The organism is Pseudomonas sp. yb_9 (genome assembly GCF_043103635.1).
Taxonomy (GTDB): Bacteria; Pseudomonadota; Gammaproteobacteria; order Pseudomonadales; family Pseudomonadaceae; genus Aquipseudomonas; species Aquipseudomonas monteilii.
Window position 1 is genome coordinate 32,624 of the sequence record NZ_JBICKA010000028.1, and the last position, 26,281, is coordinate 58,904.

21 protein-coding genes, 1 tRNA gene and 2 pseudogenes are annotated in these 26,281 nt (G+C 61.4%); 6 read left to right on the plus strand and 18 right to left on the minus strand.

Features of this window, described 5'->3' with window-relative positions; genetic code table 11:
• Positions 1 to 37 precede the first annotated feature (37 nt).
• The 3 genes from ACF8MI_RS07245 to ACF8MI_RS07255 form a co-directional block, all read right to left on the minus strand.
• A complete protein-coding gene (locus ACF8MI_RS07245; protein WP_060499555.1) occupies positions 38 to 970 on the minus strand; it encodes an NAD-dependent epimerase/dehydratase family protein in 933 nt (310 codons plus the stop codon).
• Positions 963 to 1,847: a sugar nucleotide-binding protein gene (locus tag ACF8MI_RS07250; protein ID WP_104833540.1), complete on the minus strand. Its 885-nt coding sequence runs from the start codon at positions 1,845 to 1,847 to the stop codon at positions 963 to 965. The genes ACF8MI_RS07245 and ACF8MI_RS07250 overlap by 8 nt, the downstream gene beginning before the upstream one ends.
• A gap of 150 nt (positions 1,848 to 1,997) precedes the next feature.
• Entirely contained in the window at positions 1,998 to 2,807 is an 810-nt protein-coding gene (locus ACF8MI_RS07255) for a helix-turn-helix transcriptional regulator (RefSeq protein ID WP_060499557.1), read from the minus strand.
• Between the two features lie 178 nt (positions 2,808 to 2,985).
• Between ACF8MI_RS07255 and ACF8MI_RS07260 the strand changes: the two genes are divergently transcribed.
• Together ACF8MI_RS07260 and ACF8MI_RS07265 are read left to right on the plus strand one after the other, a co-directional pair.
• Positions 2,986 to 4,428 carry a sodium:alanine symporter family protein gene (locus ACF8MI_RS07260; RefSeq protein WP_060499558.1) on the plus strand — a complete coding sequence of 481 codons (1,443 nt, stop codon included), beginning with the start codon at positions 2,986 to 2,988 and terminating at the stop codon, positions 4,426 to 4,428.
• A 63-nt stretch (positions 4,429 to 4,491) separates the two neighbouring features.
• The gene (locus ACF8MI_RS07265) at positions 4,492 to 5,490 is read left to right on the plus strand and encodes an asparaginase (protein WP_177337107.1); all 999 of its coding nucleotides are present in this window, start codon (positions 4,492 to 4,494) and stop codon (positions 5,488 to 5,490) included.
• A 15-nt stretch (positions 5,491 to 5,505) separates the two neighbouring features.
• On the opposite strand, the gene ACF8MI_RS07270 is transcribed toward ACF8MI_RS07265, so the two are convergent.
• The 9 genes from ACF8MI_RS07270 to ACF8MI_RS07310 all read right to left on the minus strand — a co-directional run bounded on the left by ACF8MI_RS07270 (position 5,506) and on the right by ACF8MI_RS07310 (position 16,426).
• A tRNA-Sec gene (locus ACF8MI_RS07270) sits at positions 5,506 to 5,601 on the minus strand.
• A gap of 6 nt (positions 5,602 to 5,607) precedes the next feature.
• The gene (gene selB / locus ACF8MI_RS07275) at positions 5,608 to 7,530 is read right to left on the minus strand and encodes a selenocysteine-specific translation elongation factor (protein WP_104835391.1); all 1,923 of its coding nucleotides are present in this window, start codon (positions 7,528 to 7,530) and stop codon (positions 5,608 to 5,610) included.
• On the minus strand, positions 7,527 to 8,954 hold the full coding sequence (gene selA, locus ACF8MI_RS07280; protein WP_104833541.1) for an L-seryl-tRNA(Sec) selenium transferase: 1,428 nt from the start codon (positions 8,952 to 8,954) through the stop codon (positions 7,527 to 7,529). The genes selB and selA overlap by 4 nt, the downstream gene beginning before the upstream one ends.
• Before the next feature lie 159 nt (positions 8,955 to 9,113).
• Positions 9,114 to 10,034, minus strand: a complete 921-nt coding sequence (fdhE, locus tag ACF8MI_RS07285; RefSeq protein ID WP_060499561.1) for a formate dehydrogenase accessory protein FdhE — start codon at positions 10,032 to 10,034, stop codon at positions 9,114 to 9,116.
• 4 nt (positions 10,035 to 10,038) lie between these two features.
• Entirely contained in the window at positions 10,039 to 10,695 is a 657-nt protein-coding gene (locus ACF8MI_RS07290; RefSeq protein WP_104833542.1) for a formate dehydrogenase subunit gamma, read from the minus strand.
• The gene (gene fdxH, locus ACF8MI_RS07295; protein WP_060499563.1) at positions 10,692 to 11,642 is read right to left on the minus strand and encodes a formate dehydrogenase subunit beta; all 951 of its coding nucleotides are present in this window, start codon (positions 11,640 to 11,642) and stop codon (positions 10,692 to 10,694) included. Before fdxH ends, ACF8MI_RS07290 begins: the two co-directional genes overlap by 4 nt.
• Positions 11,642 to 14,710, minus strand: a complete 3,069-nt coding sequence (gene fdnG / locus ACF8MI_RS07300) for a formate dehydrogenase-N subunit alpha (protein ID WP_200929040.1) — start codon at positions 14,708 to 14,710, stop codon at positions 11,642 to 11,644. The genes fdxH and fdnG overlap by 1 nt, the downstream gene beginning before the upstream one ends.
• 147 nt (positions 14,711 to 14,857) lie before the next feature.
• Positions 14,858 to 15,619 carry an SDR family NAD(P)-dependent oxidoreductase gene (locus ACF8MI_RS07305; RefSeq protein ID WP_200929039.1) on the minus strand — a complete coding sequence of 254 codons (762 nt, stop codon included), beginning with the start codon at positions 15,617 to 15,619 and terminating at the stop codon, positions 14,858 to 14,860.
• 21 nt (positions 15,620 to 15,640) lie between these two features.
• Complete coding sequence (locus ACF8MI_RS07310) at positions 15,641 to 16,426, minus strand: TSUP family transporter (RefSeq protein ID WP_200929038.1); 786 nt, start codon at positions 16,424 to 16,426, stop codon at positions 15,641 to 15,643.
• A 199-nt stretch (positions 16,427 to 16,625) separates the two neighbouring features.
• Here ACF8MI_RS07310 and ACF8MI_RS07315 point away from each other — a divergent pair, with 199 nt between their 5' ends.
• On the plus strand, positions 16,626 to 18,008 hold the full coding sequence (locus ACF8MI_RS07315) for a PLP-dependent aminotransferase family protein (protein WP_200929037.1): 1,383 nt from the start codon (positions 16,626 to 16,628) through the stop codon (positions 18,006 to 18,008).
• Between the two features lie 223 nt (positions 18,009 to 18,231).
• On the opposite strand, the gene ACF8MI_RS07320 is transcribed toward ACF8MI_RS07315, so the two are convergent.
• The gene (locus ACF8MI_RS07320; protein WP_200929036.1) at positions 18,232 to 18,687 is read right to left on the minus strand and encodes a hypothetical protein; all 456 of its coding nucleotides are present in this window, start codon (positions 18,685 to 18,687) and stop codon (positions 18,232 to 18,234) included.
• A 1,240-nt stretch (positions 18,688 to 19,927) separates the two neighbouring features.
• Here ACF8MI_RS07320 and ACF8MI_RS07325 point away from each other — a divergent pair.
• Together ACF8MI_RS07325 and tnpA are read left to right on the plus strand one after the other, a co-directional pair.
• Positions 19,928 to 20,059, plus strand: a complete 132-nt coding sequence (locus tag ACF8MI_RS07325) for a transposase (protein ID WP_267909311.1) — start codon at positions 19,928 to 19,930, stop codon at positions 20,057 to 20,059.
• Between the two features lie 101 nt (positions 20,060 to 20,160).
• Positions 20,161 to 20,592: an IS200/IS605 family transposase gene (gene tnpA, locus ACF8MI_RS07330; protein ID WP_200929035.1), complete on the plus strand. Its 432-nt coding sequence runs from the start codon at positions 20,161 to 20,163 to the stop codon at positions 20,590 to 20,592.
• Between the two features lie 325 nt (positions 20,593 to 20,917).
• Here the strand turns inward: tnpA and ACF8MI_RS07335 are convergent.
• Positions 20,918 to 21,439 (minus strand): annotated as a pseudogene (locus tag ACF8MI_RS07335) (IS30 family transposase); the annotation flags it as partial.
• A 292-nt stretch (positions 21,440 to 21,731) separates the two neighbouring features.
• Here ACF8MI_RS07335 and ACF8MI_RS07340 point away from each other — a divergent pair.
• Positions 21,732 to 21,953 (plus strand): annotated as a pseudogene (locus ACF8MI_RS07340) (transposase domain-containing protein); the annotation flags it as partial.
• A 410-nt stretch (positions 21,954 to 22,363) separates the two neighbouring features.
• On the opposite strand, the gene ACF8MI_RS07345 reads toward ACF8MI_RS07340, so the two are convergent.
• Genes ACF8MI_RS07345 through ACF8MI_RS07360 form a run of 4 tightly spaced genes read right to left on the minus strand, consistent with a single transcriptional unit; the run spans position 22,364 to position 26,274 of the window.
• Positions 22,364 to 23,518: a cell division protein FtsQ gene (locus ACF8MI_RS07345; protein ID WP_200929034.1), complete on the minus strand. Its 1,155-nt coding sequence runs from the start codon at positions 23,516 to 23,518 to the stop codon at positions 22,364 to 22,366.
• Positions 23,519 to 23,529: 11 nt separating this feature from the next.
• Positions 23,530 to 24,945: an MBOAT family protein gene (locus ACF8MI_RS07350; RefSeq protein ID WP_200929033.1), complete on the minus strand. Its 1,416-nt coding sequence runs from the start codon at positions 24,943 to 24,945 to the stop codon at positions 23,530 to 23,532.
• 10 nt (positions 24,946 to 24,955) lie between these two features.
• Entirely contained in the window at positions 24,956 to 25,621 is a 666-nt protein-coding gene (locus ACF8MI_RS07355; protein WP_200929032.1) for an alginate O-acetyltransferase AlgF, read from the minus strand.
• Positions 25,618 to 26,274, minus strand: a complete 657-nt coding sequence (locus ACF8MI_RS07360) for an SGNH/GDSL hydrolase family protein (RefSeq protein ID WP_200929031.1) — start codon at positions 26,272 to 26,274, stop codon at positions 25,618 to 25,620. The genes ACF8MI_RS07355 and ACF8MI_RS07360 overlap by 4 nt, the downstream gene beginning before the upstream one ends.
• Positions 26,275 to 26,281: the final 7 nt, after the last annotated feature.

Consider the following 26,281-nt stretch of genomic DNA (forward strand, 5'->3'; position numbering starts at 1 on the left):
CTTGCCGGCAATTGGGGCGCGCAGCGCCCCTAGGGCCTCAGGCCTTGCCCAGAAGCCGCGCCAGACCTTCAACCATTGGCGTCGCCTGCGGAAACTCGAACCGCGTCAGCAAGCGCTGATTATCCGCCCGCGAATGGCGAATATCACCCGAACGCGCAGCCACATGGCTAACCGCCGGCAGGCTCCCCACCACCTTCTCCAGTGCCACCAGCAACTGGTTCAGCGAGGTGGCCTGATTGAGGCCGATGTTCACCGCCCCCTCCTCGACCTGCGGCTGCTCCAGCGCCTGCACCATCACCTGCACCAGGTCGCCCACGTAAAGGAAGTCGCGGGTCTGTTCGCCATCACCGAAGATGGTGATCGGCAAGCCCTGCACCGCGCGCTCGCAGAAGATGCTGATGACCCCGGAATACGGCGAGGATGGGTCCTGGCGTGGCCCGAAGATATTGAAGAAGCGGAACACCACCGGCTCCAGGCCATGCTGGCGTCGGTAGAAGTCCAGGTACTGCTCACTGGCCAGCTTGTCCACCGCGTACGGGGTGAGCGGTGCCTTGGGCGTGTCTTCGGCAATTGACTCGCCCTCGCCATTGTTGCCATAAACCGCCGCACTGGAAGCAAATAGCACCCGGCGCAAGCCATGCACGCGCATCGCTTCGCACACATTAAGGGTGCCAATAAAGTTGCTCTGGTGTGTGCGCACCGGGTCTTCGACCGAGGCCTGCACCGAGGCCACTGCCGCCAGGTGCACCACGGCACTGCAGCCGGCTGCGGCCTGCGTGACCAGCCCGGCGTCGGCAACATCACCTTCGATCAGTTCCAGCCGTGGGTGGTCGACCTGCAGGTTACTGCGCCGGCCAGTAGAAAAGTCGTCGAGAATGCGTACAGCGTAGCCTTTGTCCAACAACGCATCGCACAGGTGGGAGCCAATGAAGCCGGCACCGCCGGTGATCAGGATGGGGGCGTCAGCCATGGCGGTAGAACCGGTCCAGTAGAGGCGGCAGGCCGGCGCGCCAGGCGCGGGGCTTGATGCCGAAGGTATGAAGGATTTTCTTGCAGGCCAGTACCGCGTGCTGCGGCTCTTCGCTGGCATCCGGCCGTGCGGCATGAGCCTGCGGCGTTGGCGCCTGAACCGCGAGCTGGCGATACTGGCCCGCTTCGGCAAGGATCGCCTGGCCCAGCGCCAGCGGCGTGGTCGCCTCGTTGCCAGCGTAATGGTAGGTGCCCCACAGCGGCGCACTGCAATCGAGCTGCTTGAGCACCGACAGGATCACCCGCGCAGCATCGTCGACCGGTGTCGGGTTACCACGCCGGTCATCGGCCAGCAGCAGCTCTTGCGGTTGCTCGGCACGGGTCAGGAAGCGGCCCAGCGACCCGTCGATGCTTTCGTCGAGCAACCAGCCAAAGCGCAGTAGCACATGCTGCGGGCAGGCCGCACGCACACTCTGCTCGATGCGCCACAACGCCTGGCCACGCATGCCCAGCGGCACTGGCTCGTCCTTTTCGCTGTAGGCCGTGGCCCGCGAACCGTCGAACACGCGGTAGCTGGAAGGCTGTACCAGGGTGATCTGGTGGTGCTGGCACAGCTCTGCGAGCCGCTCTACTGCCCGCTCCTGTTGAGCCAGGCGCTGTTCGCTGACCGACTCGGCCTGGAACCAGTCGAAGTAATAGGCCAGGTTGACCACGGCGTCGGGGCGGTGATCGTCGAGCAACTGGGTGAGGCTCGCCGGCGTCCAGCCGTTCTCGGGCGGGCGCGGCGCCAGGAATGCGATGTCCTCCTCGGCCCCAAGACGAATCAGCGCTTGCCCGAGGGCATTGCCACCACCCAACAGCATTAGGCGCATACGCATAGAGTCAGCAGATCCGGAGAGGTTGATGAAGGAAAGGGGTCATTTTGCGGTTTCCTCTGCGGGAAGTCCAACCACAGGCCTTATTCAGTTGCCTGCATGACCTCTGTGGGAGCGGGTTTACCCGCGAAGAGGCCAGTACAGGCGCTACATCTATTCAATCTCAAACAAACTGTTGCGCAATGGCCCCACACTCAAGCGTTCACGCACATCATCATCTATACGCGGATCATCCGGCCGGTACAGTTTCACCTGCCGATAGGCATTGATGCGATTGATCTCTTGCCCCAGATACTCCCACACCACCCGGGTACAGGCCGGGTTGCGTCGATCGCCGCTGGACACTCCAGCCTTCAGACCATTCAGGCGGGTAATGCGGCTTTTGAAGCTGGGGATGAGGATGGTCTGGCTCATTTCGTTGTACGTGAGCGACTCGTAGTCGATCAGGAACAGCCGGTCCTGCAACTGGAACGCAGCCCCCAGGTAGCGGCAGCGTACCTCAGCGTGCTGGTCGGTGGCGCTGGAGCGTTCCTGGCGTTCCTGGCGCTCGAACAGGAAGCGGCCACGCTCCTCCCACAGGTGAACCAGCGACACCAGGATGGTGCCCGGCACCGACATGCAGTTGGAATACTCGAAGTAGTAACCGCAATAACGCGACAGGTTGCCGGCGTGGTCGTGCAGCGGACGGAACAGTTCGCTGATCGGGTCGCTGGGCTGCTCGGCCAGCGTCGACACCCGTGCACCGATGAGCCTGGCGAACTGCTCGGCCGGCAAATTCAGTTCGTAATCCTCGACCCCGAAGAAGTCGCCAATGCGCTTGAGGTTGTAAGCCGTCGGACGGCTCTGCCCGCTCAGGTACTTGTTGAACTGTGCCCGGTTGATCGACAGCTGCCGGCAAACTTCGGAAATAGAGCGGTAGTGGCTGCAAGCCAGCTTGAGGTTGGTAGCGAAATGATCGCTCATGTGCGGGACCCAGGTGACGCGAATGACGCCATTGTAGCATCAAGTCGCGCCAACTAAGAGCAACCCGCGAAATTGTAACCACTCTTGTCATGGCCAACCATGCGCCCCAACGAATAGCGGTGCGCCTGCCGTCCGCTGGTCTTTCCACACGAAGAATAAGAATCGAGGTCATTCTCCAATGCTCGAAGTACTCAACGATTTCCTCTCGGGGAAACTCCTCATCGTGCTGATCGTAGGGCTGGGTAGCTACTTCACCATCCGCTCCCGATTCGTTCAGTTCCGCCATTTCGGCCACATGTTCGCCGTGTTCAAGGAATCGCTGCGTGGCCAGGCAGGCCAGCTGAGCTCCTTCCAGGCCCTGATGCTGAGCCTCGCCGGCCGCGTTGGCGCCGGTAACATTGCCGGTGTCGGTATTGCCGTGACCCTGGGAGGCCCAGGTGCCGTGTTCTGGATGTGGGTCACCGCATTGGTGGGCATGTCCAGCAGCTTCTTCGAATGTACCCTGGCCCAGGTGTACAAGCGCGCCGATGGTGACGGCCTGTACCGTGGCGGCCCGGCCTACTACATCCAGCATGGCCTGAAGCGTAAAGGCATGGCCATCGTGTTCTCGATCCTGCTGCTGGTCACCTACGGCTTCGCCTTCATCGGCCTGCAGTCGTACACCGTGACCCACTCGCTGCAGAACGCCTTCAACTTTGCCCCGAGCCAAACCGGTATTGTCCTGGCCGTGCTGCTGGCCATCACCTTCATCGGCGGCATCAAGCGTATCGCTGCGGTGTCGGACCTGCTGGTACCGGTCAAGACCCTGGCCTACATCGGCGTGACCCTGTACGTGATCGGCACCCAGATCGAACACGTGCCGGCCATGCTGGAAACCATCTTCAAGAGCGCCTTCGGCCTCGACCCAGCCTTCGGCGGCCTGCTCGGCAGCGCCATCGTCATGGGCGTGAAGCGTGGTGTGTTCGCCAACGAAGCGGGCCTTGGCAGTGCGCCGAACGTCGCTGCCGTGGCTGCGGTGAAACACCCGGGCGCCCAGGGCGTGGTCCAGGCCTTCAGCGTGTTCCTCGACACCTTCGTGATCTGCACCTGCACCGCACTGCTGATCCTGCTGTCGGGCTTCTACACCCCGGGCTTCGAGGGTGACGGTATTGTCCTGACCCAGAACTCGCTGGCCGCCGTGGTCGGTGACTGGGGCCGTGTGTTCGTCAGCGTTGCACTGTCGCTGTTCGTGTTCACCTGCATCCTCTACAACTACTACCTGGGCGAGAACAGCCTGCAGTTCCTCACCCGTAACCGCGTGGTACTGATGGTGTTCCGTGGCCTGGTGCTGGCACTGGTGGTCTGGGGCTCGATGCAAGACCTGTCGACCGTGTTCGCCTTCGCCGACATCACCATGACCTGCCTGGCCTTCGTCAACCTGGTGGCCCTGGCCCTGCTGTTCAAGGTCGGCCTGCGTGTGATGCGCGACTACGACGAGCAGCGCAAGGCGGGTATCCAGCAGCCGGTGTTCGATTCGACCAAGTTCGCCGACCTGGACCTGGACCGCAATGCCTGGCCTGCCAATCCGCAGGCGGAAACAGCCACTGACAAAACAGTCGGCCAAGCACAGCCTCAGCGCTGATACGCTGCCCTGCCAAGCCGCCCCTTCTGCGGGCGGCTTTTCTTTCTCCGCTCTCCGCTACGGATGTTCTCCATGCGTGCCGTAAAGAATCTTCTCGTTCTCTATACCGGTGGCACCATCGGTATGCTCGAAACCCCTGAAGGCCTGGCGCCAGCCGGTGGTTTTGAAGCACGGATGCGCGAGCACTTCGCGCACATGGCCGATGCGCCTCAGCTTCAATGGACCCTGCATGAACTGAACCCGCTGCTCGACAGCGCCAACATGCAACAGCACAACTGGCTGGCGATGCGCGATGCCATTGTCGATGCGGTGGATGTGGCGGGCCATGACGGCGTGCTGGTGCTGCACGGCACCGACAGCATGGCGTATAGCGCTGCGGCATTGTCGTTCCTGCTGCTGGGGCTGCCGGTTCCGGTGCTGCTGACCGGCTCGATGCTGCCGGCGGGTGCCGCTGACAGCGATGCGTGGGCCAACCTGTGTGGTGCGCTGCGCCAGTTCGAACATGGCCTGGAAGATGGCGTGCAGCTCTACTTCCATGGCCAATTGCTGCATGGCTGCCGCGCCTCGAAGCTGCGTAGCGAGGCGTTCGATGCCTTTGCGGCGCTGCCGCGCCATCGTGATGGTGAGCATGCCGAGATGATCCCTGCCGAACTGGGCTACAAGCAGCCGCGCAAGCCGGTCAACCTGGCGGTCGTGCCGGTGTTCCCGGGGCTGCAGGCCGGGCACTTGCAGGGTTTGATCGACAGCGGTGTGCAGGGGTTGCTGCTGGAATGCTACGGCAGCGGTACAGGGCCATCGGATGACCAGGCATTGCTGAATGTACTGAGCGCGGCGCGCCAGCGCGGTGTGATGCTGGCGGCTATCAGCCAGTGTCCTGAAGGCTCGGTGGTGTTCGACACCTATGCGGCGGGCAACCGCTTGCGCGGGGCCGGATTGGTCAGTGGTGGCGGCATGACCCGTGAGGCAGCGCTGGGCAAGATGGTTGCGCTGTTGGGGGCGGGCTTGAATGTGGATGCAGCAGAGCAGTGGTTTGCTCTGGACCTGTGCGGCGAACGGGCCTGAACAGGCGAAAGAAAATGGCGGAAGGCAGCGGGAGTCGAACCTGCCCGGGAACGGCTGCCGTCCCCAACCGGGTTTGAAGCCCGGCCGCGCCACCGGGCGCGATTGCCTTCCTTGAACTCAGTGCCTGGCCTGCTGCTGGGCCAGGGCGCTGTCGGCGCGGATGTGACGCTGGTCGGCCACCCTCCGGGTCAGGCCGATGCGGTCGAAGTATTCCAGAATCTGCACACTGCGCTTGCGACCGATCCCCAACATATCGCGAAACGCGGCAACCTGCACTATCGGCGTCTCACTGGCCTGCCCCAGCAGCAACACTGCCATGCGCTGTAATGCCGACTCCGGGTAGAACAGGTCACGCACCACCTGGTGCACCAGGCCCAGCCGTGCAAGCTTGCGCAACAACAGGCGTACATCGGCTTCGGCGCGGTTCTCTTCACTGGCCAACGTCCTGACCCAGGGCGGATCGTATTGCCCCGCCAACAGCCTCGGTTCCAGGCGCGCCCACAACTCACTGTCGGCTTCGCTCAATTGCACCTTATGATCGGGCAAATGCAGCCAAGGCCCGCTGCTGGCGATGCTGCCGTCATCGAGCAACTCGTCCAGCAGGCTGACGAAGGCCGGCCGCTCCAGGGGTAAGGCCGCAAAGCGGCGCAGGCGATCACGGTCCGGGCCGAGCTGGTCGGGCTCCTGTTCGTGGAACCGTTCCAACTGCTCCATCACCTGCTGCTTCAGCGCTTGCCACTTGGCAGTGGCGAACAGCAGTTGGCCCTGCCGCGTGGCTACCACCAAAACTTCTTCCGGCAACTGCCAGGTTTCTCGCAGGCGATTGAACTGCCGCTCAAGCCGCTGGGGGTCGATACCGCCCGGTGCACTGGCAAGCAGCGCCGGCAGCGCCTGCTCCAGTTCTTCGGTATCGCGCAGCACCTGCAACTGGCGCAGGCGCTCATCGCTGCGGCGTTGGCGGCTTGGCGCGAACGGGTCCAGCACCTTGCCACCGCCCAAGGTGCGCTGGGCACGCTGGTCGCGCAGCACCAAACGGTCGCCATGCACCGCCTGCAGCGGCGCATTGAGTAACAACTGGGCAAACATGCGCTGGCCGGCCGCCAGGCTTTCGCCTTCAAGCAAGGCGACCCGGGCCGTCACATCCTGAGTCCCCAGGTGTACGTGCACGGCGCTGAAATGTTCGAACGTACGTGTCTCTCCCGGTAACAGGCTCAGCTCGATATCCACCCGTACGCCGGGCGCATGCAACCACTCAGGCACCAGCCAGTCACCCCGGTGTACCTGTTCCAATGCCAGTCGCTCGGCAGCGATGTTCAGCGCCACCCGCTGGCCCGCTTCTGCCACCAACGAGGCCTTGTTCTGTGCATGCAGGCCACGCACGCGCACCGCTTTGCCGGCCTTGCCCAGCAACAAGGTATCGCCGGCACTGACCCGCCCGGCCAGCGCCGTGCCGGTGACCACCACGCCAGCGCCGCTAACCGCGAAAGCGCGGTCGACGGCCAGACGAAAACCACCGCGCACAGCGCGTGCCCGTACATTGGCCTCAGCCTCCAGCAGGGCTTGACGCAGCGCGCCCACGCCTTCCCCGCTGATGCTCGACAATGGGAATTGCCGCGCACCGGCATACGGCCCTGGCGCCAGCAGTTCACTGATTTGCACCTGCACATCGGCCAGCCGGGCCGGCTCGACCCGGTCGCATTTGCTGATCGCCACCAGGGCCTGGGGAATGCCCAGCAGCTCGATGATCGCCAGGTGCTCGCGCGTCTGCGGCATAACCCCGTCGTCAGCAGCCACCACCAATAGCACCAGGTCGATGCCATGGGCACCGGCCAGCATGTTGTGGATAAAACGCTCGTGGCCCGGCACATCGATGAAGCCCGTCAGCGGCGCGCCTTCGCTCAGCGCCGCATAACGGTAGCCAAGGTCGATGGTCATGCCGCGGGCGCGCTCTTCCTGCCGCTGGTCGCCGGCCTGGCCAGTCAGCGCCTGCAGCAGTGCGGTCTTGCCGTGGTCGATGTGCCCAGCGGTACCAACGATCACTGCACTGGCCCCAGGTGCAAGGCGGGCAACTGGGCCAGCCACTGGGCTTCGTCATCCAGTTGGCGCAGGTCCAGCCACAAGGCATCGTCATCGATGCGGCCCAGCACCGGCACAGGCAGATCACGCAGGGCCCGCTCCAGTACATGCAAGCTGCGCCCGCGCAGCTTCTTCGACACTTGCGGGCGCAGGCACAGCGCGGCACTGGGCAGGCGCGCCACCGGCTGGCTGCCACTGCCAATCATGCCCAGCGCAGGTTCTACGCTGACGGCCCATTGCTCGCCGAGGCGTGCCTTGAGTTCGGGCGACAGGCGCTCGGCCTGAGCCTGGATCTCGGCCTGGCTGCGGGTCAGCAGGCGCAGGCTGGGCAGGCGTTCGGCCAAGCGGTCGGGGTTGCGGTACAGTGCCAGCACCGCTTCAAGGGCTGCGAGGGTGATCTTGTCGACGCGCAAGGCTCGCTTGAGCGGGTTTTTCTTGATCCTGGCGATCAGGTCCTTGCGGCCAACGATGATCCCTGCCTGAGGCCCGCCCAGCAGTTTGTCGCCGCTGAAGGTGACGATATCGGCGCCATCAGCCAGGGCCTGGCGCACCGTAGGTTCGGCGGGCAGGCCCCAGCGGGTAAGGTCGAGCAGGCTGCCACTGCCGAGGTCTTCGAGTAGCGGCAGTTCATGTTGGTGGGCGATCCGCGCCAGCTCGGCAGTGGGCACCTGGGTGGTGAAGCCTTGGATACTGTAATTGCTGCAATGCACGCGCATCAGCAGGCCCGTGCGCGGGCCGATGGCGGCCTCATAGTCGCGGGCATGGGTGCGGTTGGTGGTACCGATCTCGTGCAGCTTCACGCCGGCCCGGGCCATGATGTCGGGAATGCGGAAGGCGCCGCCAATCTCGATCAGCTCACCACGGGAGATGATGCCCTCCTTACGTGCGCCTAGGCTGTTGAGCGCCAGCAGCACGGCGGCGGCGTTATTGTTGACTACGGTGACGGCTTCGGCGCCGGTCAGCTCGCGGATCAGGCCTTCGATCAGGTCGTCGCGGTCGCCGCGCTTACCGGTAGCCAGATCGAACTCCAGGTTGAGTGGATAGCGGGCGGCGGTCTGCATGGCCTCGATGGCCTCTTCCGGCAGCAGGGCGCGGCCGAGGTTGGTGTGCAGCACGGTGCCAGTGAGGTTGAACACACGGCGGACCTGGCTGCGCTGTTGAGCGGCAAGGCGTTCGCCGGTGCGGCCCAGCAGCACTTCGGTGGCCAGTTCGGCGGCGCTGAGCTCACCGTTGCGAGCAAGATCACGCAGGTCGTCGAGCAGTTGGCGCAAGGTAGCCAGCACTGCATCGCGACCATGGCGGTCGATCAGCGGGAGGCAGGCCGGGTGGCGCAGGAGGGTGTCGATGGATGGGAGGCGTGGGGTGTCGCTGGCTAGGCTTGAAGACATGCGGTACTACCTTGGGTTATCCGGTGTCTGTACTGGCCTCTTCGCGGGCACGCCCGCTCCCACAGAGTCCGCGCTGTATTTGAGGCTTGCGCAGTCCTTGTGGGAGCGGGCGTGCCCGCGAAGAAGGCAACTCGGTCTTTCAGTGTAGACACTCACCCACTACCCGGGCGCGAGCATCAGGTTGGGCGCCAGGCGATGAAAGCCCTCCTCGTCCAGGCGCATATCCAGCACCAGGCTGGCCAGGTCGTCGGCCAAAGGCTCGGCCGCTGCATCGTTCTCCAGATAGTTGTGCTTCAGGTAGCTTTCACACCCCGGGCAGCACTCGGCACGCAATGGCGCCTTGCCCGGCGCATGGCGATCATCCTCAAGGCTGGTATAGCGCAGGTCCTTGCTCGACTCGCAATACACGCACTTCACCCGCACCACATGCCATTCACAGGCACACAACGAACAGACCAGATAGCGCAGGCCATTGTGCTTGCCACGGTTGCGCACCACCCCAGCCATTGCCGGGGAACTGCAGGCCGGGCACTGGGCCAGGCTGCCAGCAGGTTTCAGCTCCGGCGTTGGCAACGCCAGCAGCCAGCTGGACCAGGCCGCCTGCAACGCAGCCCCGAGGAACGGCACCAATGCCGGTGGCACCGCGTCATACTGCCCTGCCAGCAAAGCGATGCCCCAGCCTTTGCGCTGGCTGTCATCACTGCCACGCAGCACCTGCAAGGCCTCACCCAGCGGGCCACGGGTTTCACCGTTGAAGTGCTCAAGGAGGGCCTGTAACCAAACCAGCCAAGGCCCTTCGCGCACCAGGCTGTCAGCCGCCAGCGGCGGCAAACCATGACTTATGCACAGGCGCTGACGTTCCTCGGCCACCGGTACGCCAGCGGGCGGGTTATCCACAAGCTGCTGTTGGACGCAGCACAACCGCGCCACCAGCCTCAGATAGTCGCCAAGGGCATTGCCCTCGGCCAACTGCTCCAGTCGCGCGGCGCGCACTTCGAACAGGTTGGCGGGCGGCAGGTGCAGAAACGGCGGCATCACCGCCGACGCTTCGATCTGCCCGGGTTCCAGTATCGTGCTCAAGCGTTCATCCTTCTTTTCGTCCGTGATTGCCCGGCGTTTTGTCGCCGGTCACTTCGCGGTACCACAACTCATGGTGCTTGCGTGCCCACGCGCGGCTGACCCAGCCATACAGCATGGCGCCGATCGAGCCCTTGATCCAGATGCCGGCATAGATATGCACGATGATGCTGAGAATCAGCACGAACGCCGCCAGCGCGTGCAGCAGCGCAGACAAGCGAATGGCATCGATGCCGAACCAATGGCTGAAATACGCACGCCAGATCACCACTCCACTCACCAGCAGCACCAGCATGCACGCCAGCAAGGTCCAGAACAGCAGCTTCTGTCCGGCGTTGTACTTGCCGATGGGGGGCACGCCATCCTCACGATTGACCATCACCCGATCGATGCGACGCAGCCACAGGCGGTCGTTGGCGGTGATGAAGTTGGCGCGCCAGAAACGGAACACCAGGCCAAGGAAGAACACGAACATCGCCACCCCGATGAAAGGGTGCAGGATGCGCGTCCACGGCCCGCCGCCAAACAGGTGGCTGAGCCAGAACAGCGCCGGATGAAACAGCGCCAGCCCCGACAGCCCCGCCAGGATGAACAGGATTGCCACAATCCAGTGGTTTGTCCGCTCATTGGCGTTGTAGCGCAGGATGGGTTTGTTGTCGTTCATGGCCGCTGCTCCCCTTGCCCACCGGGCTTGGTCGGGTCGTAGACATGGACCGCAGGATCCACCTGATGCACGTTGTCATCCGGCTGCGTGGGGTGCTCGTCCTCCTCGACCCGCTGTGGGCCAACCCGCACATAATGGAAGAACCCGGCCAACACCGCCGCGCCCATGGCCAGCAACGCCAGCGGCTTGGTGAAGCCCTTCCACAGCCCCACCAAAGGGCTGATCACCGGCTGGTCCGGCAGGCCGGCATACAGCTTCGGCGTGTCGGCATGGTGCAGCACGTACATCACGTGGGTGCCGCCGACGCCATCCGGGTCGTACAACCCGGCGTTGTCGTAGCCCCGCGACTTCAGGTCGACAATGCGCTCGGCGGCATGCACTTTCATCTCGTCCTTGCTGCCGAACACGATCGCCCCGGTCGGGCAGGTTTTCACGCAGGCTGGCTCCAGGCCCACGGTCACGCGGTCGGAACACAGCGTGCACTTGTACGCCTTGTGGTCCTTCTGCGAGATACGCGGGATGTTGAACGGGCAGCCGGTGATGCAGTACCCGCAGCCGATGCAGTGGTCCTGGTTGAAATCGACGATGCCGTTGGCGTGCTTGATGATCGCCCCCGGGCTTGGGCACGCCTTCAGGCACCCTGGGTCTGCACAGTGCATACAGCCATCCTTGCGGATCAGCCACTCCAGGTTGCCGTCGTCGCGCTCGTGCTCGGTGAAGCGCATCAGGGTCCAGGTTTCGGCCGTGAGGTCCTGGGGGTTGTCGTAGGTGCCGTGGTTGTGGCCGACCTCGTCACGCAGTTCGTTCCATTCCGAGCACGCCACCTGGCAGGCCTTGCAGCCGATGCACTTGGTGGTGTCGATCAGCTTGGCGACTTCCTGCTGCTGGCGTACCGAAGGCGGTACGGTGGTGGTGGCCGAGCGGGCGATGATGTCTTGGCTGGCCATCAGAGTTTCTCCACTTTGACGAGGAACGACTTCGACTCTGGCGTCTGGGTGTTGCCGTCACCGAGGAATGGCACCAGGGTGTTGGTCAGGTAGCCATGCCGGGTAGCGCCGGTGAAACCCCAGTGCAACGGAATGCCGATCTGGTGCACGGTCTGGTTGTTGACCTGGAGCGGGCGAATCCGCTTGGTCACCACTGCCACCGCATCGATATGCCCGCGCTTGCTCGACACCCGCACCCGGTCGCCGGCCTTGATGCCTTTCTCGTTGGCCAGCACCTCGCCGATTTCGACGAACTGCTCGGGCTGGGCAATGGCGTTGAGCCGGCAATGCTTGCTCCAGAAGTGGAAATGCTCGGTCAGCCGATAGGTGGTCGCCGCGTAAGGAAACTCGTCGTGCGTGCCGAGCGTGTCCCACACCGAGTCGAAGATGCGGCCAGCCGGGTTGCTGACCACCTTCTTGTTCTGCGGGTGCAGCGGGTTGATACCGATCGGCGTTTCGAACGGCTCGTAGTGCTCGGGGAACGGCCCCTCAGCCATCTTGTCGATGGCGAAGAAACGCGCCACGCCTTCGGGGTTCATGATGAACGGGTTCATCCCGGCCTCGGGCGGCGAGTCGGCCTTGAAGTCCGGCACATCGGTACCGGTCCAGGCCTTGCCGTTCCACCATACCAAGCGTTTCTTCTCTGGGTCCCACGGCTTGCCTTGCGGGTCGCTGGAGGCACGGTTGTAGAGGATGCGACGGTTGGCCGGCCAGGCCCAGGCCCAGTTCTGCACCTGGTGCATGCCAAACGGGTCGCTGTTGTCGCGGCGGGCCATCTGGTTGCCCTGCTCGGTCCAGCAGCCGGCGAAGATCCAGCAGCCAGACGCCGTGCTGCCGTCGTCCTTCAACTGGCCGAAGCCTGACAGTTGCTGGCCGGCCTTGAGCGTGGCGCCGGTGGCGTCGGTGAGGTCGGTGACCGCCCAGCCGTTCATTTCCTTGGCCAATTCCTCCGGAGATGGCTCTTCAGGGATCTTGTACGGCCAGCTGATGTTCATCATCGCATCAGGGTAGGCGCCGCCCTCGGCCCGGTAGCGTTGGCGCAGGCGCAGGAACAGCTCGCTCATGATCTGCACGTCGGTACGGGTCTCACCTGGCCCATCGGCCCCCTTCCAGTGCCATTGCAGCCAACGACTGCTATTGACCAGCGAGCCGTCCTCCTCGGCAAAGCAGGTGGTGGGCAGGCGGATCACTTCGGTCTGAATATTGGCGGTGTCGACGTCGTTGAACGGCCCAGCGTTTCGCCAGAACTCCGAGGTCTCCGTGGCCAGCGGATCCATGATCACCAACCACTTGAGCTTGCCCAGCGCTGCGGTGACGCGGTTCTTGTCCGGCAGCGCAGCAATCGGGTTGAACCCCTGGCATATGTAGCCGTTGACCTTGCCCTGGCCCATCATCTCGAACATGCGCAGCACGTCGTAGGCCGGGACATCGAGTTTGGGCAGCCAGTCATAGCCCCAGTTGTTTTCCGCCGTGGCGTTGGCGCCGTACCAGGCCTTCATCAGGCTGACGTGGAACTTGCCGTAATTCTGCCAGTACGACAGCTGCCCTGGGCGAAGCGGCTTGGACGCGCGCTTGTCGATGTAGGTGGCGTAGTCCTGCTCGGCATCACCGGCCAGGGTCAGGTAGCCCGGCAACGAGTTGGACAGCAGGCCGAGGTCGGTCAGGCCCTGGATATTGGAGTGCCCGCGCAAGGCGTTGACACCACCACCGGGCATGCCGACGTTGCCCAGCAGCAGCTGGACCATGGCCGCACTGCGGATGATCTGCGCACCGATCGAGTGCTGCGTCCAGCCGAGCGCGTAGAGAATCGTCATGGTCTTGCCCGGTGCCGAGCAGGTGGCGATCTCCTCCCAGACTTTCATCATGGCGTCCTGCGGCATGCCACAGGTCATGCTCGCCAGTTCCGGGGTGTAGCGGCTGTAATGCTGTTTCATCAGCTGGAACACGCAGCGCGGGTGCTGCAGGGTCGGATCGACCTTCGCATAACCGTCCTCACCCAGCTCGTAACCCCAGCCGGATTTGTCGGCATACACACGCTTGGCCTCGTCGTAGCCGCTGAACAGCCCGTCCTCGAAGCTATAGGTCTCTTTGACGATGAACGACACATCGGTGTAGTTACGCACGTACTCGTGCTGGATCTTGTCGTTGCTCAGCAGGTAGTTGATCAGCCCGCCCATGAAGGCGATATCGGTACCGGTACGGATCGGCGCGTAGTAGTCCGCTACCGACGCGGTACGGGTAAAACGCGGGTCGACCACGATCAGCCGCGCCTTGTTGTGCGCCTTGGCCTCGGTCACCCATTTGAAGCCGCACGGATGCGCTTCTGCTGCGTTGCCACCCATCACCAGGACCAGATTCGCGTTGGCGATATCGGACCAGTGGTTGGTCATGGCGCCACGGCCGTACGTCGGGGCAAGACTTGCCACCGTCGGGCCATGTCAGACACGTGCCTGGTTATCGAACCCCAGCATGCCTGTTGCGCGGACGACCTTGTGGGTCAGGTAGCCTGCCTCGCTGGAGGCGGCGGAGGCAGCCAGAAAACCGGTGGTGAGCCAGCGGTTTACGGTTTGCCCCTGGGCGTTCTTCTCGATGAAATTGGCGTCTCGGTCCTGTTTCATCAGGCCTGCGACGCGGTCGAGCGCCTCGTCCCAGCTGACCCGCACCCACTCCTTGCTGCCGGGTTTGCGTACCTCGGGGTACTGCAGGCGGCTCGGGCTGTGGATAAAGTCCAGCAGGCCGGCGCCTTTCGGGCAAAGGGTGCCGCGGTTGACCGGGTGGTCGGCGTCACCTTCGATGTGGATGATGTTCTGTTTGACGTTTTTACCCGCATCGCCCTGGCTGTACAGGATCAGGCCGCAGCCGACCGAGCAGTAAGGGCAGGTGTTACGGGTCTCGATGGTGTGCGCCAGCTTGAAGTGACGCACCTGCTCGGCGAAGGCCGGCGTCGGGGCCATGCCCAACGCCGCCAGGCTCGAGCCTCCAAGGCCGACGGCGGCGACCTTGAAGAATTGCCGACGGTTCAGGTCCATCGTGCACTCCTGATCAGGTGGTGGACGCGCGGAACATGGCCGGCGCCTCTTGATAGTCACGGTGGCGGCCAATACATGGCTGCCAATAGTTAAGACTAGTCAAGAATCGGGAACGTGCGATGACCTGAGTCAGTGGTAGGGCCCGGGTCAGGCACGCGGCAGGTTGCGCACCACATTCAGCGCCGCACTGCTCTGCGCCACCGGCATGATCTCGACAGTATTGATGTTCACATGCGCCGGCTGATCGGCAATCCAGGCTACCGTAGCCGCGATGTCTTCCGGCAGGATGGCATCGACATCCCGATACAACGCCTGCACCGCGTCCAGGTCGCCATTCAGGCGTACCACCGAGAAGTCGGTGCCCGAGCAGAGCCCCGGCTCGATGTTGCTCACGCGTACTCGGGTGCCCGCCAGGTCGGCACGCAAGTTGAGGCTGAACTGGCGGACGAAGGCCTTGCTGGCGCCATAAACATTGCCGCCCGGGTAGGGGTAAGTGCCGGCGATTGAGCCAATATTGATGATCATCCCGCTGTCGGCTTCCACCATTTGCGGCAGAATCTTGTGGGTAACCATGGCCAGGCCGGTAATGTTGGTGTCGATCATCCGCTGCCAGTTTTCGGCGCTGCTGGCCTGGGCTCGGTCCACACCCAACGCCAGCCCGGCGTTGTTGACCAGCAGGTCGATCTGCAGCGATGCATCCCGAATCTGCTCGACCGCCGTCTCCAGCGACACCGGGTCGGTGACGTCCAGCGCCAGCGGAATGAAATTGCCCCCCAACTCGGCCTCCAGCGCTTTCAGTTTGTCCATGCGCCGGGCGCCACCGATCACGCGGTAGCCTTTGCCGATCAGCGTGCAGCAGATGGCACGGCCAAAACCCGAGGAGGCGCCAGTTACGAATGCGGTTTTCATCAGTTTTCTCCTATCAGTAGGTCAGGCCAGGTACTTCACGCCCAGGCTGGTGAACAGGCAAAGCATCGAGAACACCAGCGCCTTGCGTACCACTTCGTTGCCTTTGCGCAGCGCCAGGGCACTGCCCAGGTGGTTACCCAGGATGTTGCAGGCCACCAGCGGCCATGCCAGCAGGTAGACGACCTTCCCGGCCATGACGAAGGCGACCAAGGCGCCGATGTTGGAAGCGAAGTTGAAGGTTTTGGAGTTGGCCGAACTGGAGACCAGGTCCATGCGCAGCAGGTAATGGAAGGCGATGATGAACATGCTCCCGGTACCGGGGCCGAAGAAGCCGTCATAGAAGCCGATGGCCAGGCAGGTCAACGGCACCACGGTGTACAGCATGCGCGAAGACAGCTCTCGTTCCTCTACCGGGCGGTCCTTGGGGGTGAGGAAGATGAGGATGCCGAACGGGATCAGCGCCAGGATGATCTTGCCTACAGTCTCTTGCGAGATCGACACGATCAGGTGCGCCCCCAGGTAGGCACCCAGCAGTGAGAACGGCACCCCGACCAACGCTACCTGCCAGACCATCTTGCTGTTGGCCAGGAAGTTGCGAATGGCCGCCAGCGTGCCAAGGGTGCTGACCAGTTTTTCCTGGCCCAGTGCCACCTGCGGCGGCATGCCCACCAGCAAAAAACCCGGTACCAGAAACAGACCGCCACCACCGGCAATACTGTCGACGAAGCCTGCAACGAAGGCGATCGCGCCGAGCATGACGATTGCCAGCAACGCGTGTTCCGCCCAGTAAGCACCGAGAATTTCCATAGCAAAGCCCATCCAATGGCGTGTTTTGCCAAGGCCGACGTGAGTGAGCCTGCCCTGATTGATGCGATGATTGTAATTACGAAAATTGAATCGATGCAATAAACAATTAATTCAACTCAATTCCCACGATTACCATCATTAGCTGCATCTGGGCTTTCATGCTAGGCTGCGCGCTCTTGCAGAATCTGGTGCGTTTTCCATGTGGGTCCCTCATTACGGCGATCAAACCCAGCCGGTTTACCTGATGATCGCTAATGCCCTTGAACAGGACATCGAAAGTGGTCGGCTTGCAGCGGGTGATCGCTTACCCACCCTCAAGGACCTCGCCGAGGCACTGAGTGTGACGCCCGGCACCGTCGGCAGGGCCTACGACGAGGCAGCCAAGCGTGGCCTGGTGGTTGGCGAAGTCGGGCGGGGCACATTTGTAAAGCAGCGGCGGCAGCCATTGCCTATCCCGTCGCTGCCCGCACCCATTGCCGGCGAAAGCAGCCAGATCGATCTCTCGATCATCAAACCTAACGACGCTCACATGAGCGAGTGGCTGGGTACGGCTATCAGCGAACTGGCCACTTCTTCGGACTTGGGGCAGGTACTCGACTACGTGACCGAGGGTGGCCACACCTCACACAAGCAAGCCGGTGCGGCCTGGATTCAACGCTGGCTGCCAGATGCACGCTGGCAACAGGTTGTACTGACCTCTGGCGCGCAGCATGGCCTGCTGGTAGCCATCAGCAGCCTGTCGAAGAGCGACGATGTGGTGCTGTGCGAGTCGTTTTGCTACCCAGGCATCATCTCTCTGGCCCACAGCATGGGCCGGCGTCTGCGCGGCGTGGCCATGGACGAGCACGGCATTATTCCTGATGCATTGCGCGCGGCCTGCCTGGAGCACCGCCCTTCCCTGCTGGTATGCGTCACCACGCACCAGAACCCGACCAACTCGATCATGCCCCACGCACGGCGCCAGGCCATCGCCGAGATCGCCCGCGAGTTCGACCTGTTCATCGTCGATGACGACATCTACGGTTTTCTCGAGCCCGCCCCGGATTACAAGCCACTGGCCGCGTATGCGCCTGAACGCTCGGTGTACCTCACCAGCCTGTCCAAGAGCGTGCTGCCGGCGCTGCGCATCGGCTACCTGTACGCTCCGCCGCAAACCCTGTCACGGTTATCGTCGATGGTACGCAGCAGCGTGTGGATGCCTTCGCCATTGATGGCGCAATTGGCCAGTAACCTGATCAACAGCGGCATGGCCGACCAGTTGGTACGGGTACAGCAGGACGAGGCGGCCGCGCGCCAGCACATGGCCCGGGAGATTCTTGGCCGATACAACATCCGTACTCAGCCCCACAGCTTTCATATCTGGCTGGAGTTGCCAGAGCCGTGGACCAGCGACGAGTTCGCCAACCTTGCGCGTAACAACGGCGTGACGGTGGTCAGCGGCAGCCAGTTTTTACCAGAACGTAGCCACGCCACCTGCGGTGTGCGCATCGCGCTGATGAGCCCCAGCCGCCAGGAACTGGGCTTTGCCCTGACCAAGTTGGCAAGCCTGCTGGATTCGCCGGAGCCGCGGTTGTTCTACTAAGCAAGTGGGCTACGGTACTGCCCTTGTGAGCACCACATTATCTATGTACAAGGAGCAGCCTTGTGCTGCGAACAGGCCAGTGGGCCTGGCGATGATCTTCGGCTGCAATGGCCCTTTTGTAGCGCAAGGCTGCTCCTACTGATTCTGCGCACCTTGAAGGCCATGCCGGCGGGATGGGAGCAAGCGAGGAAAATGTTTTTCGACCCTGTGTCCCAACTGCCCGTCAGTTGATTGCTATATTGAAATTATCGCCTCCCAGATACCGGATTTGAACTGTTCCAGTAACAACTTGCCCATCCGGCGCGATAAGTTTGTAGATCGTCACCAGGAACGCCTCTCGCCCCATTGCCTTCCTTGAATACAGATAGCCACCCAAGGTAAATAGCGCTCCGCCAGCGGTAATTATCGGCCCTGCGTAGATCTGAACATACTGAAACCAGGAAGGGCCGGCAGAACGGTAGTAGGAGATCGTCGACGGGCCGAAAACCAGCGCTGCAAAGGCCAGCGCAGCAATGGCGAAACCTAACAGGAGCAGCAAGCCTCCAGTGTAACCGGCCCCCTTTTCGCAACCCTTGAGGTATACCGCGTAGCCTTCGCTGAACCCCGGGATCCGATAGTCACCTGATAAAGAATTCAGCTGAAATTCAATTCGATCAAACCCTTCACTCTCTGATTGCATGATCCACTCCTTTGAAAACATAGATGCTAAGCAATCGCGACAGCAGATAGTTGACGCAAGAGGAAATTCAGAAACCGCCTACAACAACACAGACAATCTGATATTTAGAGGCCCCTCCCGTAACTTCATATTTCTCAATTTCTGCGGGCAAAAAAAACCCGGAGCGACTGCTCCGGGTTGTTGGTATGGCGCGATGCCTTAACGTTCGAATCAGAACGGTTGTAGGTAGCTGAGAGCAATATTGCCAAGCGCTCTAATCATTAAAAACCCTTTGCAATCATCATGTTGCATAGAAATCGACAGCCTCTAGGTTCATAAAAGTAAAGAAATACGTAAAGTTTCGCTCAAATGGCCCAGAAAAACTTTACATCATGCTCATAGCAACCCCTATCGGAGCGAGCATGTGGATAGGCTGAAGCGACTCCTTACCCTGCCTCATCCGACTGCTTTAATGGTGACAGCCAGACAAGCCGTATACAACCACCCAACACTGTTTCGCCTCGTTACAGCCCGCCAACCAAGCCAAGGACGGATCCCATTGATCTTGTGCCTCATGACTACAGATTCCCGGCTTATGACTACAGATTCCCGGTGCTATCAGGCTCCGGTACGGTCGATTGAGGGATCAGCCCTTTGCCGCGACTTGACCTACAATATTTGCTGGCCACTTGTGCTGTGCTTATCTTGCAAGATTCTGGAAAGTTGAGCCTTGCATGTGCGGATAAGTGGTTGATATTTAACACATTAGCTATTCCGCCCAAACTCTATTTTCTTGTGCATCATCTCCCCAGCGAAAATGGCCACCGGTCGAGCGTCGAGCTTAGTGACGAAAGCTGACGCACAGGATGACCGTGTTCCTGAGCGCTCCTGACGTGAGGAACTAGAGCTCATGACTACAAATTCCAGGCAGCTAGGGATGGCAAAGTTGCTGTTTGAGCATCCCCTGCTGAACGAACTCGGCGGCCCATCATGGGACTGGGACCCATCGTCTGCGTCGTCGTGGGTGTAGTGGGTACATGCCTCATCGGCATCGGGCTCAGGCATTACAGGCGTTGATATTTAAGACGGAGGAGCTCACGTGCTCGCTGAGACACTTACCGACAGCGGCTATTCGGCATATCGAACGAGCCTGTTCAGCGTATCCGTCCGGCCAACACACCTTCCTGGCCCCGACGCCAAAGGCGATGGTGTCCACCTGATTTAAGTGGACACCATTTCTAGCCTTTTAAGCGGGTCTTTCATGCAGCCACAACGCCGTTCCTACTCCAAATCATTCAAGGCCCAGATTATTCAAGAGTGCGCCCAGCCCGGGGCCTCGATTGCCAGCGTTGCGCTGAGCCACAGCCTCAACGCAAACCTCGTCCATAAATAAACAAGGTAATCCCCCGGCTAAGCCGGGGGACTCCTTGAGGTTTGACCGTGTGATGCGGTCATCGGGAACCTTCTGTCTCGACCAAGAGATAGGGGTACCCAATGAGAGATTATCAGAGCCTTGCTCACACGAAGTGGGACTGTAAGTACCACGTTGTTTTCATTCCGAAGAGGCGCAAGAAGGCAATCTTCGGTGCGATCCGGAAGCAGCTGGGTGAAGTGTTGCATGAGTTGGCGAGGCAGCGGGAGTGTCGGATTGTGGAAGGTCATTTGATGCCAGACCATGTCCATATGTGTATCAGTATTCCGCCCAGGCACTCGGTGTCGTATGTGGTTGGTTACATCAAGGGCAAGAGCGCGATCTCGATAGCCCGGCGCTTTATGGGCAAGACGAAGAATTTCACTGGTGAGAATTTCTGGGCCAGAGGGTACTTCGTCTCAAAGGTGGGGTTGGATGAGGAAATGGTGCGTGCTTACATCCGAAATCAGGAAAAGGAAGATGAGCACTATGATCAGCTCAAATTCGGCATGTGACGCCAGCCGCCTTCAGGCGGCCCCATTACTTGCCCCTTTGAGGGGCTAATAGATTAAAGCCCCCGGCTTTGCCGGGGGATACTTACTGGATCCGAGTGCACACGCAGAAAGCCATGGCGCTGCAACCTGCTTTCATTCCTCTGTCCTTGCAGGCTATTGGGACAAAGTCGGATTCCGCGTCATCGACTATCTGTCTGGAAATCCCACACCCGAGCGGTACCATCAAAGTGAACTGGCCGACCGAAAGCGCCGCTGCCTGGTAGCCGACCGCGCAACACGGTGCAATATCACCATATCTACCAGGAACTGCTCTCTGTGGGTCGGCGCTGGCGCGCACCACCAACGTGCCTACAGACGAGGCGTTAGCCTTACCCTTGGTCAGGTCGCCTCCCAATACCCCGGCATCAGACGGTCTTCGATCTCCGGCGGACGCACATGAATGCTGACCATCTCAGGGATCAGGCCGCGCCGATCCACACCGCCATAGCGCGGTCTGCGCGTCGTCTTGCTTTGGCGCAGGCAGATGATCAGCTCCTTGCGCAGTTCACCGACCGGCAGGGCATAGATCGCGTTATAGATCGTCTTGCGACAGACGTAGGCCTCTCTGAGGTTGGGAGCCTTCATGCTGCGCATGCTTGCGGGCAATCTGATCGGGAGACAAACGCTCACGCAGCAGATGGGCCACCAACTCGAAGCGCTCGCTACCCAGCAACAGCTTTCGCATCGGTCGACAAACCTAGCGGCGGGCCTGCATCTGCTGCCGGGCCGCACGGGCCGAGTAACAACCGCAGGCACCTCGATTGCGGCGCAGCTCCCGACTGATGGTCGAAGGGGATCGGGTGATCAAGCCGGATTTGGGTGCAACAGGGCGGTCGGTGCTGCGTCTGCTTCAAGCCGGTGACCAAAGACACACCGTGGCATAGTCGCCATATTGTGAAGCTAGGTCATGGCGGAACGGACGCGGCGGCTAATCTTGAGATATACCACCTGCGCTGCCCGAGGGATGTGCAATTTGCCTATGCCGATGACGTACAACCGGGTGCCTAGAGGTGCCTTAGCGGAGGCTTGAGCCGTGTGCTGGGAAACTCGCATGCACGGTTCTTAGGGGGTTGGACGCGGGCAACCGCGTCTGACTACCCGACAACCAGATCCGGCCATGGGCCCTAGGGCGCTCGAACTGGTTGTTTGCCGGCTCGCTACGCAGCGGCAAACGCGCGGCGGCGATCATGAGCCTGATCCAGTCGGCCCGCATGAACGGACATGACCCGTATGCCTATCTCAAGGACGTGCTGACACGCCTGCCGACGCAGCGGGCGAGTGAGATCGGCCAACTAATGCCGCATCAGTGGGTACCTGCCTGAGTCGCGCAAGGTGAGTTCGGCGAACGCTTACACTGCACCGACAGCTTGCCGGCCCGATGGGGAATGGCGATCTGGATGGCCCTGTCGGCCGCACTCGGGGTAGCCGGCACGCTCGGGACGAGAGGAATTGGAATAAAACCTGAAGGCACAGCGGGCAGCTGTGCCTGCTGGCGGCGAATCCACTTATGCACGAGATTGGCGTTGAGGCCGTGGCTCAAGGCCACGCCGGCAACCGAGGCGCCGGGCTGGGTGCACTCATCGACGACCTAGGCCTTGAAAGATTTGGGATAGGAGCGGCGTTGGCCTGGCACGGGAGATCCTCCGCAAGGGGCTTGAAATGGTGTCCACCAAAAACAGGTGGACACCATGCCGCTAGCTGGAAGAACCGGGGAGGTGTGTTGGCCAGACGCTTACGCCGGATCACTTTTGTCAGGGCTGCTCCAGTCTTCAAATGGTGTTTGCAGGTCGCGCTCAGGAATTTCCCAGATCACCAGTCGCGGTGGTGTCTGTGTGAAGGCCGGGCTACTGAAGTAATCCTTGGCTGCGCCGGCAAATTCTCCACCGTCTTTGGCGAAGTTACCCAAGCTGGTCTCCAGTGCCTGCTCCAGAAAAGGCACGAAATTGGAGTTACGCGAAAACGAAGTGCCAATCAGGGCAACATTAGGCAACTGGCTGTCCCCGAACAGGTCGTCTTCACTGATGCCTTGGTCTTGCTCAAAAGCACTGAACCGCGACAACTTCACCTTCTCCACGGCAGGCTGCAGCCCTTCTGGCAGCCAGTCCAGACCGGCCAGACGCACCAGGTCGCCTGGACGTACCTGCTCCTCGCCCGAACTGCGGGACCATTGTTTCACTGGCGTGACATCAATACCCAGCTTCTTGATCTGCGACGCGACCCGCTGCGCGGCGTGCTCAGCACCCTCTTCACTCCAATGCGTATCGGTACGTAGAAACGCTGCGCTGCCAAGCGGTTTTAGCGCTGCCGTCAGATCTAGAACCGACACGCCAGTTTCCTGCGCCCAGCGCTGCCATTGAGCGGCGCGCCCTGCCAATGCGGCAGAGCGCTCAAGGCCGCACAATCGGTCAGCAGCGATACGGCTCTTGTCCGGCACCAGTACGACAAGAAGGCGCACGTCACGCTTGGTCAGCCACGCCTCTAGCGCCCTGACCTTTTCCACACGGGCCCGCGCATTGACGTCGGCATGCCTATGGATCTTCATTTCATCCGCCAGGAACAGCCAGCTCGGGCAACCTTGACGTACTCGCGGTCCCGTATCACCGATCACCAGCCAACTCGCTGCCCGCTCCAGATCAGCGGCGCGCTTGGCAAAGGGCACTTCAGCCAGCTCCCGGGCAATGCGATGGGTGATTTCACCGTCACGAAAATCTGTCCAGGTGACCTGATCCGGCAGCAGGTCGACCTTGTCGCTGACGAACATCGCCCATAGGCAAAAGCCCAGGCCGCTGAGCAGGAAGACGAACATGACGACCCCAGCCAAAGGGCTGAGGCGAATCATCATGGCGCTCGGCATGACAGGGGCGATGGAGGAACCTTTCTTGGACATTGGCACGCCCCTCAAAACTGGAAGTACAGGAACGGCACGGTTTCACGACTGGCGATCAGGGCAAATGACAGCAGAAACCCAGCAACCGGCCATATCATGCCCACAGCCCTGAACAACCAGACCTCACCAAAGCGGGCCTCGGCACGCGCCTGATACAGTGGTAGCAACAGGCACGCCAGCCCCAGCGCGGCGGCGATGCCATGAGCGGGCCTCAAGGTGGCCGCCATGGCGTCGCCCAAGGCAAACTCATGCAGACCAAACTGCCCGGCGTACATGCTCAGCGCCGTATCAAAATCTGGCGAACGGAACAGCGTCCAGGCCAGGCATACGAACAACAGCGTTACCGTATGCGCAAGCCACGCTGGCAAATCTGGCAAGCCGCTGCGCGTCCACGCACGGTCGACGCATAGGGCGATACCGTGGGCCGCCCCCCACAGCACGTAATTCCAGCTATCGCCACCGTGCCACAGGCCACCAATGGCCATGATCAGGAAAAGGTTACGATAGGTCTTCCAGGTACCGAAGCGATTGCCACCCAGGCCGATATACAGGTAGTCACGCAGCCAGCTCGACAGTGAGATGTGCCAACGCCGCCAGAAGTCCTGGATATTGCGCGCCCAATACGGGCGATTGAAGTTCTCGGGAAAGTGAAAGCCCAGCATCAGGCCCAGGCCGATGGCCATTGCGCTGTAACCGGCGAAGTCGAAGAACAGCTGCATGGAGTAAGCCAGGCAGCCGATCCAGGCATCGACGAAGGATGGGCTCTGCTGCGCGAACGCCATACTCACAAGAGGCGAGAGGCTGTCGGCGACCAGTACCTTCATGCTCAGGCCGATCATGAATCGGCGCGAACCGAGGGCGACGTTCTGCGCATTGAAGTAACGCTGCGCCAGCTCCTTGCGTACCCAGTCATAGCGAATGATTGGCCCGGCAATCGAGTGGCCGAACATCGCCAGATAGGTGGCGAAGTTGCTGAAACGATGCTCGACCGGCACCACCTTCCGATGGACATCGACCAGGTAGGAAATCACCTGCAGGACGATGAACGATAGCCCCGCCGGCAATGCCACTTTCTGCCACTCAAAAGGTAGGGCGCCGTAGGAAGTGATCAACTGGTTAAAGGTAGCCGCAAGAATGTTGGCGTACTTGTACCAGCACAGCACCAGGACGTTGATGGTGATCAGCACCACCAGCAGGCGAATACGCTGCCGCGATTCCTCGCGGGTGCGCTCCACCAGCAGGCCTCCGACCCAACCTACTACCGTCAGCAGCACATGCAGGAGAAGAAAAGCCGGGCTCAACCAACCGTAGAAGAACCAGCTACCAAACAGCAGCACATGGTTACGCCCGCCCGGACTGACCAGCGCGTATACCAGCATGAATGCTGGCAGGAACAGAATGAGGAACTCAAGGGAGGCGAAGACCATGGTCGCGTTGTCAGTTGGCCAGATTGTCTTGCACCGAATACAGGCGCGGGCCTTCGGCTGACGGGACGAGGAATACGGTGTAGCGCAGACCGGCAGCCAGTTCGCCGAGGTCCAGCGGTTCGCCGACGGCAACACCTGCACAACGCAGTTGCACCGCAAGCTTCAACGGATTGATCGAACGTCGCTGCAAGCTCCCATCGGCAACCGCCTTGAAAATATCGACGTTACGCCCTGCCGCTTGCAGCCCTGCGTCGACACACGACGCGTCCAGGCTGTAAAAAGCCAGCGATGCCTTCAGTGCGTTGAAGTCATCCGGCTGCTCTCGCACGGTGACTAGGCGCAAGCCCTGCTGTGCATCGGGCAAGCCAACCACGGTGGCAAATTCGCCGGGCTCGACGGTAATGTCCAGCGCCTGCTCGTGAACCCCCAGCTTGAGGCTGCCTTTCACCGGCTTGCCCGCCGGCACGGTGAGAAAGTCCGACGCGCGCATCTGCTCATCCACGCTCAGGCTCGCACCCGAGCCTGCAGCCTTGAGCTCCAGCACCCCGGTCCCAGCATTGAAGAAGCGCAGAAAGGCAGAGTCTTCACTGGGGCCCGTGGGGTAAAGCGGAATCTCGGCGGCCTGTACAGCGATCACCGAGATCAAATTGACGAGTGTAAGCAGAAGGTACTTCATGGACGCCTTTCCTTCCTAATACCTTCTAATGCACTGCTAATGGCCAAGCCCCACTGCCGATAACCTGGAGCCGTCAGGTGCTGACCATCGACAGTGGCCCACTGGCCTTGCTTGGAGAACGTCAGCGAATCGATATAGCTACAAGGCGCAACATTGCTGGCAAGCAAACTAGATACCTGCTGAACACGCGCATAGGTCTTGCCATACTTGCCACCCTCCGCTCCCCAATTCGGCCCGACCCAAGCACATTGAGTACCGCTGGCGGAAATGGCCTGTACCAGCCTGCTGATCTGCTGCCAAGCCCAGGCCCGCTGAAATGTCGGTTTGTCGTAGCCGGCCATGGTGTCGCCCAGTACCACTAGTACCAGATCCGGCTTCTCGCTGGCGATAAGCTCACCGACAGGCTTGGTCGAGGCTTTACCCCGCAGGACTACAGCTTTCTCCAGGCCCCGCCGCTCGGCACCACCACAGGTACCACCCGGTGAAACCTTCAGCCAATCTCCAGCCTGCGCCCCGCAAACACCGATGCTATGTACCTGGGCTCCCTTCCTCAGCAAGTCATCGTGAAGGCTACCGATCAGGTAATCGGGCGTAGCAAGGTGGCTATCGCCAATGATTAGGATAGAGAGACCAGTGAGAAGAGACCCAGCCATAAATACA

Excerpts from the sequence above, each read along its gene's own strand:
- ACF8MI_RS07245 (WP_060499555.1), bottom strand. The coding sequence starts at position 970 with ATGGCTGACGCCCCCATCCTGATCACCGGCGGTGCCGGCTTCATTGGC.
- ACF8MI_RS07250 (WP_104833540.1), bottom strand. The coding sequence starts at position 1,847 with ATGCGTATGCGCCTAATGCTGTTGGGTGGTGGCAATGCCCTCGGGCAA.
- ACF8MI_RS07255 (WP_060499557.1), bottom strand. The coding sequence starts at position 2,807 with ATGAGCGATCATTTCGCTACCAACCTCAAGCTGGCTTGCAGCCACTAC.
- ACF8MI_RS07260 (WP_060499558.1), top strand. The coding sequence starts at position 2,986 with ATGCTCGAAGTACTCAACGATTTCCTCTCGGGGAAACTCCTCATCGTG.
- ACF8MI_RS07265 (WP_177337107.1), top strand. The coding sequence starts at position 4,492 with ATGTTCTCCATGCGTGCCGTAAAGAATCTTCTCGTTCTCTATACCGGT.
- selA (WP_104833541.1), bottom strand. The coding sequence starts at position 8,954 with ATGTCTTCAAGCCTAGCCAGCGACACCCCACGCCTCCCATCCATCGAC.
- ACF8MI_RS07290 (WP_104833542.1), bottom strand. The coding sequence starts at position 10,695 with ATGAACGACAACAAACCCATCCTGCGCTACAACGCCAATGAGCGGACA.
- fdxH (WP_060499563.1), bottom strand. The coding sequence starts at position 11,642 with ATGGCCAGCCAAGACATCATCGCCCGCTCGGCCACCACCACCGTACCG.
- ACF8MI_RS07305 (WP_200929039.1), bottom strand. The coding sequence starts at position 15,619 with ATGAAAACCGCATTCGTAACTGGCGCCTCCTCGGGTTTTGGCCGTGCC.
- ACF8MI_RS07310 (WP_200929038.1), bottom strand. The coding sequence starts at position 16,426 with ATGGAAATTCTCGGTGCTTACTGGGCGGAACACGCGTTGCTGGCAATC.
- ACF8MI_RS07315 (WP_200929037.1), top strand. The coding sequence starts at position 16,626 with ATGTGGGTCCCTCATTACGGCGATCAAACCCAGCCGGTTTACCTGATG.
- ACF8MI_RS07320 (WP_200929036.1), bottom strand. The coding sequence starts at position 18,687 with ATGCAATCAGAGAGTGAAGGGTTTGATCGAATTGAATTTCAGCTGAAT.
- ACF8MI_RS07325 (WP_267909311.1), top strand. The coding sequence starts at position 19,928 with ATGCAGCCACAACGCCGTTCCTACTCCAAATCATTCAAGGCCCAGATT.
- tnpA (WP_200929035.1), top strand. The coding sequence starts at position 20,161 with ATGAGAGATTATCAGAGCCTTGCTCACACGAAGTGGGACTGTAAGTAC.
- ACF8MI_RS07345 (WP_200929034.1), bottom strand. The coding sequence starts at position 23,518 with ATGTCCAAGAAAGGTTCCTCCATCGCCCCTGTCATGCCGAGCGCCATG.
- ACF8MI_RS07350 (WP_200929033.1), bottom strand. The coding sequence starts at position 24,945 with ATGGTCTTCGCCTCCCTTGAGTTCCTCATTCTGTTCCTGCCAGCATTC.
- ACF8MI_RS07355 (WP_200929032.1), bottom strand. The coding sequence starts at position 25,621 with ATGAAGTACCTTCTGCTTACACTCGTCAATTTGATCTCGGTGATCGCT.
- ACF8MI_RS07360 (WP_200929031.1), bottom strand. The coding sequence starts at position 26,274 with ATGGCTGGGTCTCTTCTCACTGGTCTCTCTATCCTAATCATTGGCGAT.